The organism is Pedobacter sp. 01T416_2, from assembly GCF_056398925.1.
The window spans coordinates 1-15,278 of record NZ_JBFTQI010000040.1 but is presented as its reverse complement, the minus strand read 5'-3'; the positions used below and the strand labels follow the sequence as shown (position 1 = coordinate 15,278).

Annotated in this window: 10 protein-coding genes; 4 read left to right on the top strand and 6 right to left on the bottom strand. The window is 40.8% G+C overall.

From position 1 onward, the window contains the following. The 6 genes from AC1DPQ_RS03385 to AC1DPQ_RS03360 form a co-directional block, all read right to left on the bottom strand. The coding region (locus tag AC1DPQ_RS03385; RefSeq protein ID WP_477607937.1) for a beta-galactosidase at window positions 1-531 on the bottom strand (531 nt) is incomplete at its 3' end. Between the two features lie 56 nt (window positions 532-587). Beyond that, a complete protein-coding gene (locus AC1DPQ_RS03380; RefSeq protein WP_477581123.1) occupies window positions 588-2,183 on the bottom strand; it encodes a glycoside hydrolase family 43 protein in 1,596 nt (531 codons plus the stop codon). 136 nt (window positions 2,184-2,319) lie between these two features. Then, window positions 2,320-3,927, bottom strand: coding sequence for a RagB/SusD family nutrient uptake outer membrane protein (locus tag AC1DPQ_RS03375; RefSeq protein WP_477581121.1), 1,608 nt, complete (start codon window positions 3,925-3,927; stop codon window positions 2,320-2,322). An 11-nt stretch (window positions 3,928-3,938) separates the two neighbouring features. Next, the gene (locus tag AC1DPQ_RS03370) at window positions 3,939-7,334 is read right to left on the bottom strand and encodes a TonB-dependent receptor (protein ID WP_477581119.1); all 3,396 of its coding nucleotides are present in this window, start codon (window positions 7,332-7,334) and stop codon (window positions 3,939-3,941) included. A gap of 31 nt (window positions 7,335-7,365) precedes the next feature. Then, complete coding sequence (locus AC1DPQ_RS03365) at window positions 7,366-8,274, bottom strand: FecR family protein (protein ID WP_477581117.1); 909 nt, start codon at window positions 8,272-8,274, stop codon at window positions 7,366-7,368. Window positions 8,275-8,348: 74 nt separating this feature from the next. Then, a complete protein-coding gene (locus AC1DPQ_RS03360; protein ID WP_477607935.1) occupies window positions 8,349-8,909 on the bottom strand; it encodes an RNA polymerase sigma factor in 561 nt (186 codons plus the stop codon). A gap of 670 nt (window positions 8,910-9,579) precedes the next feature. On the opposite strand from AC1DPQ_RS03360, the gene AC1DPQ_RS03355 reads away from it, so the two are divergent. The 4 genes from AC1DPQ_RS03355 to AC1DPQ_RS03340 form a co-directional block, all read left to right on the top strand. Further along, window positions 9,580-10,629 carry a hypothetical protein gene (locus AC1DPQ_RS03355; protein ID WP_477585644.1) on the top strand — a complete coding sequence of 350 codons (1,050 nt, stop codon included), beginning with the start codon at window positions 9,580-9,582 and terminating at the stop codon, window positions 10,627-10,629. Between the two features lie 258 nt (window positions 10,630-10,887). Next, window positions 10,888-13,200 carry a hypothetical protein gene (locus tag AC1DPQ_RS03350; protein ID WP_477607933.1) on the top strand — a complete coding sequence of 771 codons (2,313 nt, stop codon included), beginning with the start codon at window positions 10,888-10,890 and terminating at the stop codon, window positions 13,198-13,200. Window positions 13,201-13,229: 29 nt separating this feature from the next. Beyond that, window positions 13,230-14,123: an aldo/keto reductase gene (locus tag AC1DPQ_RS03345; RefSeq protein ID WP_477607931.1), complete on the top strand. Its 894-nt coding sequence runs from the start codon at window positions 13,230-13,232 to the stop codon at window positions 14,121-14,123. Further along, on the top strand, window positions 14,124-15,278 hold a 1,155-nt coding region (locus AC1DPQ_RS03340), incomplete at its 3' end, for an enolase C-terminal domain-like protein (RefSeq protein ID WP_477607929.1).

Genomic DNA, 15,278 nt, shown 5'->3' with positions numbered 1-15,278 from the left:
CCAATGCATACACCATTTTACATGCTCAGTATCATTACTCCTTAACCAAAATCCATCTATATTAGGACGGAATTTGGCCAGCCACCTTGGATATCCCCCGCCGGCCCATTCCGCACAAATGAAGGGTCCGGGGCGCACAATCGTGTAAAGGCCAAATTCTCTCTGCGCCATATGCAGCCACTCCTGCAGGTCTGAAAAATCAAACTGTGACTGATCCTGAATATCTTTTGGCATGTTCCGTTCGTGCCAGTTCCATGGTATATAGGTTTCTACGGTGTTAAAACCGGCAGCCTTTATTTTTTGAAACCGGTCTTTCCACAATGCTTTTGGGCACCTGAAATAATGGAATGCAGCGCTATATATAAAGATCTCTTTGTCGTTTATTTTTAAGGAACTACCATTATAAGACACCGTTTGGTGATCAGATCGATGGTTTTTACGAGGATCAGAATGAACCCGAGCCTGCGCGGAGGTATAGCAAAAACAGATTAGAACTATAATGGAAACGGATATTTTAATGTTAATTTTCATTTTTATAATGATAAGACTTCCTGCAACGACTGAACCAAAGTTTTATTGACCGTTTTTTAATCACCCTCATTGTTTTTCGCATAAGGCTGGTTCTCTCCTTTAAAATGGAACCAGTTAAAATCGGCATAGCCACCTTCTTCCTTTTTTGTACTGTAAGTAAGCAGCGCAAAGCGGTTTGCTGTCCAGTCATATCCAAGGGCCATCTTTAGCTGATTGCCGAAAGAAATAAATTTTTGACCGTCTGTGCTATATGAAAATGTTGCTGTAAAATCGATATGTGTTAAGTTTGCCCTTATCCAGAGTTTGTTCTGGCTAAAGTTTTTAATGCTATCTATTACTTTTCCATTGTTCACCATGATAAGTGTTTTTTGATTCCCGTCCTTTCTAACAGCGATATAGGCATAAGGCGATTGAAAGATGCCGAAACCGGCAATATTTCCATCTTTTAACTGGGAAACATCCATTTCAACCGTTCCCGCTGATAGGGGGCCCTGCACCCTTTGGGTGAGCGTGTTACGGGCTGTGGTCAGCGCTGATGCTTCGGTGGCGCGCAGGCGTAAATAACCCTTTCTTTCTTTCAGCGACCATTTTTTGTTGTCAGGATTATGGTTCCATTGCCATTGTAGCCCCAGTGTAGCGGAACTGAACTCATCTGATGCTGCAACCGTAGTAACCGGATATTTTTTTTTGACATCAGGTTTCTGATATACCAAAACACCTTTGCCGTCTTTGCCGAGCATAGGCCAGCCATCTACCCAGTTAACAGGCTCCAGGTTGGGTGTACGCCCGATAGGGCCACGGTCCTGCATAATGATAAACCACCACGAACCATCTTTGAGCTGGACCATTCCACCCTGATGCAGTCCGTTACCAGGATAGGTATGATCGTCATTAATGACTACTTTAGATTCGTAAGGGCCATAGATATTGTCTGATCTCAGGCAAACCTGTCGGCCTTTTGTGCCGCCGGTAGATCCCAGGATATAATACTTTCCCTTAAATTTGTACATGTGGGAGCCTTCCAGATAAGGGTATTGGGGATTATTATAAATTTCCTTTTGAGGGGTTTTTACCGATAAAGCATCGGCATTTAATTCTGTAATGTAGAGTTTCTGCTGTCCATGCGCAACATACACTTTGCCGTCATCATCGAAAAACAAACCTGGATCATACAGGTATTCAGGAAAGATTGTTCTCGTCCATGGACCTTTGATATCTTTTGCGGTACACATCGAAAAATTACCCTTTTCCTTGCCCCAATTGGGTGTGCAGAAGCCGACATAAAAAAGACCGTTTCGGTGTCTGATCGTAGCTGCCCACGAACCCCTTAAATACCTGTCGCCGCCTTTCAGGTCATACCGTGGATCTTCATCATAACGCTCAAGGGCATAACCGGCCATTTCCCAGTTCACCAGATCTTTAGATTTTAATACCGGACATCCCGGTACGTAGTGCATGCTGGTAGATACGAAATAGAATTCGTCATCAACCCTAATCAGGTCAGGATCGGGCCAATCACCCCAAAGTATAGGGTTTTTATAGGTTCCGTTGCCGTTATCCGCTGTCCATATAGGTTTTGCAGGAGATTGTGCCAACAGATGTGAAGAATATAATAAAAATGCGAAATGTAAAATCAGGGTTATTTTTTTCATCATTTAAAATTTATGGGCTAAAAGATGCTGCCCTTATAAATGTATCGGCTTTTTGGTTAGGATATAAAGATAAAGGGGTAAATAAATTACCCCTTTATCACTAATTTATAAAATATAAGCCATTGATTAACGGCTTTTAGTATCCTGGATTCTGTTTCAATGAATGGTTAATGTCAAATTCTTTCTGTGGAATAGGCCACAGGTAGTTTTTAGGGTCGAATGTTCTCGATCCTGCTACAAAATTTGAATTTGGGGTTAAAGTCAAGGCACCGTTGGCGGGGTTTACCGATCCCTTTAAACAGCCCTTTACATCTCCATTTAATACATCTGCACCAATTTTCCAACGTTGTATATCATACCAACGTAAACCTTCGCCTGCCAGTTCGGCCCTTCTTTCGCGGCGGATAAGTGCCCGTAATGAAGTCTGGTCAGGATACATCGCTGAAGTTACCGCAGGCATATTTACCGTAGGGCGTTGCCTTACCAGGTTAATGGCATTATAAACCGAAGCATCAATCTGGTTGGCTTCAATTTTTGCCTCTGCATAGGTCAGTAAAATTTCTGCGTAGCGGATAACAATAATACTTCCTCCGGTATTCCACACATCAGTTCCATAGGCGGTATTGTTATAATCGTCAATATTAGCAAGGTACTTTTTAAAGTTATATCCGGTTGGAGAGGCATTGTTGTTACCCACAAGATCGCTAGAAGATGCACTTATAGGATCGAAGTAAGAACCCATATACGATAATCCTGGGCGGATAACAGTTGCATCTAAACGTGGATCTCTGTTTGTATAAGGTTGAACTGCATTATATGTGCCGTCTTGCTGGATCGTTTTTCCGTTTGTGGTTTCGTATGCATCTACCAGTGCCTGTGTTGGTGCCATTGAGCTCCATCCACCAGAAGAATTGGGAAGTGCAGCGCCAAGTACCCACTCAGCATTGTCGTTCTGTAGATACTGTACATCTAAGATTACCTCTGCGTTATTGCTATTCTGTGGACGAAACAATCCTTCGTAATCAGGAAACAGTGTATAATTGAAGGGTGCAGTCATCAGCTGCTGGGCTGTGGCAATACAATCGGTATATTTTGCATTGAACAGCTCTGTCCTTGCTTTCAGAGCGAGTGCTGCACCACGTGTAATGCGGCCTATATCACTGCCCGAATAACTAACAGGCAATGAAGGTGCAATACTGGCGAGTTCCTGAAGAATAAAATCAACAACCTGAGCTTTCGGTGTACGTTGCAGCTTATTGGCCTCATCGGTCGAAAGGTTGTGCAGTGGAAATGGGACATCGCCATAAACCTGGCTTAAGATGGCATATTTATAAGCCCTTAAAAACCTGGCTTCACTTTTCATTCTGGTTTTTAACGTATTGTCGAGTGATGCCGAGGGAACTTTATCCACATTATCCAAAAACCAGTTACATCGTTGAATAGTTGTATAAGAGTATTTGTTTACCCCTGGGTCAGTAGCGGTAGCCAGTCCTGAGGCAAAGGTTTCATAACCTTCCCATGGAAACTGGTCAATGCCGTTGTCAGATATACAATCGTCGTATATTACATTATCGCCCGATTCCCAGCCGCTATAACATCCGGTTAGTGCCGCATTGGCATCCGCTTTTGATGCCCATAAGGTACTATTGCTGTATTGATCTAATGGTTTGGTATTTAGTATGTCTTTCTTACAGCCCGTAATTACAGCTGTAGAGAGAAGTATATAGATTAATTTCTTTTTCATCTGTTTGTTTTTTAAAATGTTACATTAAGGCCAAATGTATTTACCAATACTTGTGGGTAGTTATAAACGCTTCCTGCTGATCCGGATGCTGTGCTTGAGCTACTGGCTGCTCCTAGTTCAGGATCTATCCATTTGTAGTATTTGGTAAAGGTTAACAGGTTTTGACCGCTGTAATAAACTTTAACATTGTTTAAGCCTAATGTTTTAACCACATTTTTTGGAAGCGTATAGGCTAATGTTACGTTTTTAAGGCGCAGGTAAGAAGCATCTTTAACCCAGAAAGACGAAGGCGTACCAGTCGGATCGTTCTGTTTATAGCTGTACCATAACCTTGGGAAATCGGCATTGGTATTGGTTGGTGTCCATCTGTCCAAAAATACACTTGTAGGTTTTTGCACATCTGGTCCAACTTGTCCGATAAGGTTACCGCCCATGGCTTTTACAGCGGCAGCGCCCTGGAAGAATAAGGATAGTTCGAAACTTTTATAGCTGGAAGAGAAAGTAAGGCCATAATTGATTTTTGGATAAAAACTACCCAAATCAACTTTATCATTAGCATCTATTTTGCCATCGTTATTCTGGTCTTTATATTGTATATCGCCTGCAGCCACCTTATTGTTTAATACAGCTGTTCCGGTTACATCGGCCTGCGTTTTATAAATACCTAAAGCCTCATAGCCATACAGCGAATAAAAAGAGGTACCCACATCATAGAAGGTATTATCGTTAATTACTTTACCTCCTGTTAACTTGGTTACTTTATTTTCAATAAAAGAAATATTACCATTAAGGCTATAATTAAATTCTCCGGCTTTATCCTTGTACCCTGCACTGAACTCTATACCTTTATTGGTCATCTCACCATCAACATTTACATATGGAGCGGTAAAGGCATAGGTAGCGCTAGCCTGGGTCCGCATTAACGGATTTGATGTTTTTCTTTCGAAATAGTCCACTGAAATATCCAGCTTGTTATTTAAGAATGTAGCATCGATACCAGCACCCATTGATTGGGTTTTTTCCCATTGTAACAGAGGGTTTGCACCCGCATTTGGTGATAGGCCGGTTACCAGTACCTGATTAAACGAGTAGGTTTGTCCGCCCGCAATAGATTCGAAATAGGCATAGTTATTGGCAATCTGCTGGTTACCCAGCTTGCCCCATGAACCACGTAATTTTAATGAATTTACCGTATTTAGTGCACCAGCAAAAAAATCTTCTTTTGATATTACCCAACCTGCAGAAACTGCCGGAAATTTACCCCATCTGTGACCTTCGGCAAAACGCGAAGATCCATCAAAACGGAAATTACCTTCTAGCAGGTATTTTTCGTTAAAATTATAGTTAAATCTGGCAAATGCAGATTGCAGCGCCCAATCATTGGCATATCCTGATGTAGACTGGCCAAGAGCCGGCGCTGCATTGATCTGGGTTAGCTCATTGTTCAGGAAATTCTGGCGCTGGGCAGAAAAAGTGTTATATATGGAATGCTCTTGTGAAGCTCCAACCAAAATTTTGAAGTTATGTTTGTCAATATTTTTTTCGTAATCTGCCACGGCCTGCACAAGCGTATAGGTTGTCCTATCGGTAGCATTGGTTAAATTGTTTGGCCCTTCAAGCTTGGTTGGCGCTAACGGCGTACCCGCTGGGCCACCTTTATAATACTGTATTTCTGAAACATACTGCTGCTGCTGACCTAAGCCTAATCTATAACCAAAAGAAGGTTTGAAGTGTAGACCTTTTAATGGAGCCCAATCTCCCGCTACGTTACCGGTAACGGTATAATTCTGCCATTGGTTGCTTGATGGAGACTCTAACCAGGCCAGGGGACTACCATCAGATACATAACCTAAAGCTCCATTTTCCCATCTGGCAGGTACAGTATTAGAAATACGGTTTGCCATGCGGATAATTTGCGAAAAACTTGTGGCGTAAGTACTTACCGGCTCAGAAAAAGGAGCATATAAGAAGCCTAATTTTGCACTTAAGCCTAATTTTTCAGTTAACTGCGAACTAACGTTAAATAAGGCATTGTATTTCTGATATCTTGTTTTCTTTACATTTCCTTTTTGATCAAAATAGCCCAGCGAAACCATGTATTTTGATTTTTCATCGCCACCATTAATACTCACGTTATGGTTTTGTTGCCATCCTGTTTCCGAAAATATTAACGATGACCAATCAGTATCTGGATGYGCACCTGTTTTATCGCTACCATCTTTAAACAGCTGTATATCGTTATCAGTCCATCTGGGAGCGGCACCTTCGTTCACCCTCGCCTCGTTATATAACTGTGCCTGTTGCCATGCCGGTAAAAAATCTGGTGTTTTGGTAACCTGCTGTGGCCCGGCATACATATCGTAACGCATTTGCAAGCTGCCTTGTTTTCCTTTTTTGGTGGTAATTAAAATTACACCATTCGAAGCCCTGGCGCCATAAATAGCCGCAGAAGCAGCGTCTTTAAGTACTGAAATACTTTCAATATCATTCGGGTTTACATCCCCCATAGCGCCTGGTACGCCGTCTACAATAATAGCAGGACCGGCGCTCGCGCCACCTGATCCCAATCCGGATCCAATACCCCTAATTCTGATTGTACCCCCATCCCTACCTGGTTGTCCATTGCCGGTGGTAATACTTACCCCTGCAACCTTGCCCTGGATGGCGTTGGTAACACTGGTAACGGGCCTATTTTCCAAATCTTTTGCAGAAACGGTACCAATTGCCCCGGTTAAATTAATTTTCTTTTGCTGCCCATAACCAACAACTACCACCTCGTCGAGGTTGTTTACCGAAATTTCTAATAGTACATTAAGGTTGGTTTGATCGGTTACGGTAACTTCTTTAGTTTTGTAGCCCAAAGTAGAGAATACCAATGTTTCTCCTTTTTCTGCTTTAATGCTAAAAGAGCCATCGGCGGCAGTACTGGTTCCTTTACCGGTACTTTTTAGAATTACCGATACACCCGGAATTGGTCCGTTATTATCGGCTACTATACCTTTTATGGTAATTGGATCTGGAGCATTAGCGGCGCTATTGATGCGCAGATCTGACTTTTCGTTGGTTTTAAAAATAATAACACCCGATTCTCCTTCTTTATACTGAAACTGGGTTCCGTTTAAAATGGCATTTAAAACGGCTGGAAGTGCTTCGTTTTTAAAATTTAATTGTTTTGTAGAAATTTTGCGGAGCTCGTTGTGGTTGTAATTAAACGGCATTTTTGAAATATTGCTTAACCGTCCGAATGCTTTTTCGAGTGTTTCTCCATTAAAACTGATGGTTACCTTAACGGTACGGATATCCTGGAACTTGTTAAGCGCCCAGCTGCCCAGTGAAACGGTGGACAATAGCGCAACTATCCCTAGTTTTGCTAGCCTCCGCGTTAGTGTTTGTAATTTTTGCTTCATGTATTATAATTATTTAGGGGTTGATTTCTCTTTAATAGCAAGGTTTTCCGGAGATAAACACCGAGTCCTTTTTAATTGTATAATGGATAGGTTGGATGGTTTTTAAAACCTGCAGTACATCCGTTAAGCTTTGTTTTTTGGTAAACCTGATACTGTTCTCGCAGTTGCTGAATACTTTGGGATCGTAAATTGCCTTTATGCTGAACCGGTTTTCTATGGCCAGCATTATTTCTTTGAAATAAACACCATCCAGATTAAAATCGCCATGCGTCCAGGTAACGGTATTGGCCGATTTTACTTTCTGTGTGATAGCCTTATGGGTGCTTCGGTTAAAAGTTAACTGTTCATCGGGCCTAAGCGTGTTTAGTGCCTTTGAGCTTTCGTTTACCTGTACCTTTCCCCTGGTTACCGTTACGGTAATGTTTGGCAGTTCTTTATACGATTTGATATTGAACGCCGTTCCCAATACTTTGGTGCTAATGCCTCCTGTATGTACAACAAATGGTTTGGATGCATCGTGCGCAACATCAAAATATGCTTCCCCTTCTTCCAGATAAACATTGCGGCTGTTGATGAATTTAGCAGGATATCGGATAGTACTGGCCGCATTAAGCGTTACTGTACTATGATCGGGAAGTAAAACCTCTAAAACCTGTCCTTTCTGTGCCTGTACGGTGATGTATTCGGTTTTTCCATTCTCTTTGGCGTAATAGTTGTAACCGACGAATAAAAGCGTACATACACCCACTAAAATAGCTGCAGCTTTATATCTAACCGCCCATAGCCTGATGGTATGTTTCCTGTCGCTCGCTTCCTGCCTATCAATGCTTTGTTGTAACCGTTGATAAATCTCGTGCCTGATCTCTTCGCGTTCTTGCTCATTATCGATGGACGACGGGTGCTCAGATATTTTAAATCTTTTGTAAAATTCTTCTTTCAACGGCATAATTTTTTAAGATGATAGCCTAAAGACGAACTGATGTTTACAAAGTACCAGAGGTATGTTTAATTTTTTTAAAATAGAAATGAACAAAGGTGCTGGCTTATTTTTTGGCGCAGGCGCTTAAGTGCTGTACTTAGTTGATTTTTAACCGTTTGCGAAGAAATTGATAAGCGCCCTGAAATTTCCTCAATAGAGAGATTTTCTTCGCGGCTCAAACGGTAAATTTCTTTCATTTTTTCTGGTAGCTGATCTACCTGCTCGTTTAAAAAACTATTGAGCTCGTTGTAATACACCTGATCATAAACAGTGTCCTGGTATACCGTTGATGCCTTGGCAATTTCATTAATCCTATTTAACCGGTTTGCGGTTAACCGCTGTTTATCGATGATTTTGTTTTTTAAGGTGATAAACAGAAAACCTGAAAATGAACTGTAAATATTTAGCGAAGTCCGGTTATTCCAAAGCTGTAAGAAAATATCATGAACGATATCTTTGGCGTCTTCTTGGTCTTTTAGTTTTTTATAAGCAATATCATATAACATTTCCCAATATCTGCAATAGAGCTCGTCGAATGCGGACATATTACCGCATTTTAAAAGCTCAATTAAAATAATGTCATCATATAATTTCATTATCTTAAGCGATAGGGAACTGGAAGAAAACGAAGAAAAATACTTTACTCATTTGCGGTCTTGTCGATAAACAAAGGGATGGTCAGATACCCTAATAATTCAGATAATTTTTCTTTCAATGGCTCAATATTTAAAACTTGGTCGATTAAAGACGTATAGGGGTTGCGAAAGTACCAGATAGATGATGATTTTAAAAGAATAAATGAGCTAAAGTGCTGGCTTATTTTGTACGTATGCTAATGATTCATTATGGAATACAAAGATCTTTCTTTTGTTATCCCGTAACCTAAGATTATGTTCTGCTCTTATTTATAATGTGCCCGTTTGATTATGACGCCAAAATAGCATTGGTCTTTTGGTTTAACTACTGTTATCTTCACCAATACTACTGTTTTTTTGATACCAGTAACTTTGTCTATGATTTTTGTCAAATCTATTTCCTGATAGTGATGCGATGTCCCGGCCATTTCATCAGGAACCTAAAGAGTAGCCTGTTCAGATAGAATATCCCGTTAGGTTTATAGCGTCCAGCCTCCACGATCAAAAAAGCATAGGTATTAGTTAAATTTGAGGTAGTTTAGTTTTTGATATCATTGAATCTTTATCGTGGTGAAATATTTTTAACAAAAATTTAGCCTAATGATTAACATTTAACCTAAAAACCCTACCCATGAAAAAACTTATTCTTCCATTTTTGATTATTTTATTTGTTAGCTGCAAGAAGAGCAAAACAGAGCCTGAAGTTCCCACGCCAGCAACCACAACTACCGTATATAATTTTGACAGCGATAGCAATTCCGGTTTGATGTTTACAGACGGAGAATCTATGGCACAGCTTACCTCAGAAGCAAGGCGGTATGAAATTGGCAAAGTTTTGCGCGTGAAAGCCATAAATGCAACCACAATAGAGGTGGCTAATTTTGCGCCGGTTGATATTACTGATGCCACTATATTGATGACTGTAGAAGGACAGGCAAAACCGATCAGGCTTTTCAAGATCGGAAAGATCAGGGCACATGCTATCAAGGAGATTAAATATTCTTTTATAGAAGGGAGTACCAAATTTTTGAATGTTGAAGGACAGGAAGTAGATTTAGCACAATATAAAACTACAGGTATTCCAGCCGAAAAGGTATCCTTTGATTTCACAGGAGATACAGAACTGATCAAAAAGCTTAAATCGCTGGCTAAACTGAAATGGAAAATTAAGTTCGAAGATTTTGATGTTAATGACGACCCCACGAATAACTGGAAGGAGAACATTAATGCAAAAGACGTAAGGAGGTTCACTGGTTTGCTGATTAACTTGGCTTATATGCTCCAAGCGGACACAACCCAGAAAGTATTTTTGGCTGAGCCAATTACGGATAATAATAAAGTTTTAATGACAACTGAGCAGAAACAACAGGCTTTTAACAATATCCTCAATATCTCTACAATGAATTGTGGCGTTGTGGTGAACGTTTCGGGCCTCGGAGGCGGTAGCACTTTTGGTTTGGCCGAGTACTTGTTGCAAAAATATACGACCAGAAATATCTGTTACGAATCAATACACGAAATTGGCCATATGGTTGGCTTCTCCCACGATTCAAGCATGACTTATCCAACTTCAGATAACAGGGGGGCAGTTGTGGCAACGGGAAATGTGTACCTGGCAATGATTGCGCAAAATATGCTTCCTATCAAAACGGGCAATTATTACAAACCATCAGATTTGTAGAACTGCAACAGTAAAAGGATTTTTTATCCAATAACGATGTAGACTTTAACACTTAAGAAGATTTACTTTTTTATTTAAAGCCGAAGAACTGTGCTGCCATCATGATCAATTGTTTAAAGATTGATGTTTTTGGTAGCACAGTTTTGAGCGTTTGCTTTTAATAGGCCGTTGCGAAAAAAACATAGGTATTAGTTAAGTTAAGGGTAGTTTAGATTTGGCCAAAATTGAACCTTTACAGGGACGAAATTAATTATGAGCATGAAGAACTTAAAAGTATGGTCGATCGGTTTGTTAACGCTAAGCCTTAGTATTCCTTCTATTGCTCAACAACCGGTTAATCAATTGTTGAAGAATTTAAATGGTTCTTTAAAAGTATCAGTGAAAGAATTTAATGGGACTGATTTATTAAGCGAACATATTTTTCATAAAAATCTCCTTCAAACTAAAACAGGCAGCTGGGTTTTACAGTTAAAAACAACAAGCTCTCCCAAGCAACGGGATGTTATAGAAACGGTTGCCACCTTCCGCTTGAATAGCGGTTTAGCAAAATCTACCGCGGTTGCTGTTTCATTCGATTTTAGCAAGTGGAACCCGAAAAATTATGTACTTGTTCCGGCTGCGGTATACAATGGCAACCGATATAGATCAATTGGTAATGGTTATAATCCAGATTATCCAAAGGATATGTATTACAACCCCAAGGTACCGCTTACCATTTCCAATAATCCAAGGCTTTCTATTGAAGATGGAAAAGCATCACTTATTGAGCTACAGAGTGGTAATGTGGCTACTCCAGCCATGTGTTTTTATTCAACTTTAGAGAAGAAAGGTTTTATTGTGCTTACCGAGCAGTTGACAAAATTGGGTGCCAACGGCTTAACGATTAGTGAAACTGCAAAAAAAGATAGCTGCTCGTTCAGCGTTTCTGCTCCTGCTATGCGCAAAATGGCCGCGGGATTTGGCGATTTTCATCTAAGCGGAGATCTTGCTCCAGACTGGAAACAAGGCGATGAAGTGGAACTGAAGTTCAGGGTGTATGTATTTAATGCCGAAAATATCCCGGCACTCTTAAAGAAATTTATGAAAGTGCGTAAAAGCCTTTCAGGCTTAAATCATCCGCGCAATTTATTGCCCATGAGCAAAACTTTTGAAATGGCTACCAATATATGCAAGGGCAATTTTGTGCAGGTAGAAGCGGGCTCTTATTATCTGCCAGAAAATAATAAAAATTTTCAGCTGGGTTGGGTGAGCGGAATGATGAATACCTATCCCATGCTGGCTTTGAATGATAAAAAGGAACGCGAAAGAGTGATGGCCGAACTGGATTTTGTGGTAACTAAACTCCAGGGGAAAAGCGGATACTTTTTTGGAGGGATCAAGGCAACAGGTGAGCTTATCCCTGAAAAAATGTCGCCAAACTTTAAACCTGTACAAGCTATGGTGCGAAAGAATGCAGATGCACTGCTCTGGCTAACCAAACACTTGTTATTGTTAAAGGCACAGGGTTATGGCACCAGCATTAAGCCTGAATGGGAAAACGCCGCAAGAAAGCTGGCTGCTGCTTTTGTCCGTACCTGGAAAAAGGATGGTGAATTTGGGCAGTACATTGTTCCCGAAACCGGAGAAATTGCTGTATATAATTCAACTGGAGGAGCAATCGTGCCTGCAGGTTTAGCTATGGCCTCCGATTATTTTAAGGAAAAAGAATGGATGGAGGTTGCCGCCAATGCTGCAAAATTTTATTACAAAAGAGATATAGAAAAACAGGGATTAACCGGTGGTCATTGCGGCGACATATCACAGGATGCAGATGCTGAATCTACATTTGGGTTTTTAGAATCATTAATGGCCCTGTACTATTATACCGGACAAAAGGAATGGTTGGACCGGGCAGAGGTTCAGGCGGCACTAGGAGCATCATGGGTATTTTCTTACGATCCGGTTTTTCCACCAAAAAGTGCGATAGGAGGTTTAAAGAGTAATATGGCTGGTGCCATTTGGGCAAGTATTCAAAACAAACATGCAGCCCCAGGCATCTGTACAGCCTCTGGCGATTATATCTTCAAGTTATTCAGGGCAACAGGAAATGTGCTGTATGCCGACCTGATCAGGGATATTCAGCATGCCCACGCCGAGGCAATAAATATGCCCGGACATATCACAACCAATTACCTGATCGGTTCTTCCATGGAAAGGATTCAATTGAGCGATGCGGAAGGAAAGGGTAGTATTGGTAACTTTATACAAACACGTAATTCCTGGACCGAAACAAATGGTATGCTGATGGCCCTCGAAATACCGGGAATTTATCTGAATGTGGATACGAAGAAATTGTACGTTTTTGATCATGTTAATGCCCAGCTCCTGTCTGGTGATGGTTCCGGGATGATTTTAAAGCTCCAAAATTCTACCCAATATGACGCCGATGTATCGGTTATGGCAGAAACAGAAAAAGAGAAATTAAAGCCGATGGGCTATACCGCATTTTTAGGCTGGCCTAAAGTTAAGGTTAAAGCAGGCGAAACCATTCAGGTAAAAATTAGCCCTTCAAACGGCATTACAGTTTTATAGGTAACATATTATCGTCAATAAATTAAATAATGACAGGCTCAGTAATAGACAATGTAATTTTGGGAACTGCTGCCTTGGGCGGGATCTGGGGGAAGATTCGACCTGAGGAATCGGCTGTAACCATTTTTTCAGCACTCGAACAAGGCATTCAAGCCATAGATACGGCACCGGCATATGGCGATGCTGAAGATATATTGGGGCAGGTGCTCCGCCTATGGGAAGGTAAGCGCCCACAGATCAGCACCAAAGTTGGGCGTAAGAAATGTTATGCTGTTGACGATGGTGACTATGATTTTAGCCCTGAAGGGATGTTGAGAAGTGTAGAAAATAGCTTAGAAACACTTGGAATCCCTACTATCGATATTCTTTTTCTTCATGATCCAGATGCTATTATTCAGTCCGATATAGAAGAAGTTTTAAAGCAATTGGAATACTTTAAGCATATGGGTTATGCAAAAAAAATTGGCTTAGGTGGAAATCCGCCGCAATGGCTAGAACCCTATCTTCAATCAGATCTCTTCGAGGTAATTATGGGCTTTAACCAGCTTAATGCCTGCAAAATTGAAGCTTTGGATACGATCATTCCTTTTTGCGCCCAAAACAATAAGGCATATTATGCGGCAAGCCCTTTGAATATGGGGCTGCTCGGGGCTAAATTTTCTGAATTTACAGCCTCTTCACCGTATTGGCTTGATTTGGATAGTGTAGCACAGGCTAAAAAGATAAATACAATTGCCGAGAAGTACCATATGCCGCTCCATGAATTGGCCCACCGATTTCTTTTTACAATTGATGGGGAGTTTAAAGTGGTTATGGGCGCAACAGATAAAAAACAGTTAACAGATACAATTAAGGCAATAGAGAAAGGTCGATTGTCTCCAGAAGTATATGCTGAGGTACTTAAAACGCTAAATCAACGATAGATGTATAATATAGACAACGAGATTTTTGATATAAAAAAGATTCGGATAAGGGTTTTAGAAAAGGTTAAGGCCATAACTCCGTTTCAGGATGCTACTATGGGCCCCTTMCCGCACTATTCGATATCCATTATTACCATTGAGGATGCAGACGGAAATATTGGAGAGGCGCCCATATACAACAGCTATACCAATATACTGGAGACATGCCTGTTTCCCATATTATTCCATAGTAAAGGTATGCCTTATCAGGAATTCTATCCAAAATTATACTGGTCTATCCGGAATGAAGGATTTAAGGGAGCCGCCTCGGCCTTACTCGGCCAAATTGATATGGCATTGTACGATTTAGCTGCCAGACGCAAAAAAGTTCCCTTACATCAATACATAGGAGCTCTTCGCAGCGATGTGAAAATGTATGGAAGCGGTGGCGGAACAAATTATAGCCTGAAAGAATTAGAAACAGAAGCTGGCCTATTTATAGATGCGGGGGTTGATTGTTACAAAATGAAGGTGGGAAAGGATTTTGGGAAGAAGTTGAATGAAGATATAGAACGGGTAAAATTTGTAAAAAACCTCCTTGGGCCTAAAATTAAGCTTGCTGTAGATGCCAATCAGATTTGGTCTTGTGGCCAGGTATTTACATTTATCGATGCTGTTGGAGAAGAAAATATTCATTGGCTGGAAGAACCGATCCATTCGGCCGCTTACGATCAGATTGAGTTGCTCTGTGGTAAAACCGCTCTTACCATAGCTTATGGGGAATCAGAAAGAACCTCGAAAATTTTCAGGACACTGGTAAATAGCGGAGTGAAACATTTGCAGCCTGTTCCCACGCAGTTGGGAGGTATTAAAGAATGGTTAGAAATAAGAGATCTTTGCGAAACGGAAAAACTACAGTTTTCTTCAGGAGGATATTCGCTGTATTCAACCTTCTTAATGACCACCGCGAACAACAATGCCATGATCGAATACCTGTATGCTATTATGTACGGACTGGAAAAATATTTTCTGGTTAAACCGCAATGGAAGAACGGCAGATTTTTTCTCCCTGAAATAGAAGGACTGCCCGTAAGGATTGATTGGGAATATTGTAAAAAAGAAAATAAGATCATCCGGGAGCAGTTATGGGAACAACAAGATGTTCCGAAATATGCC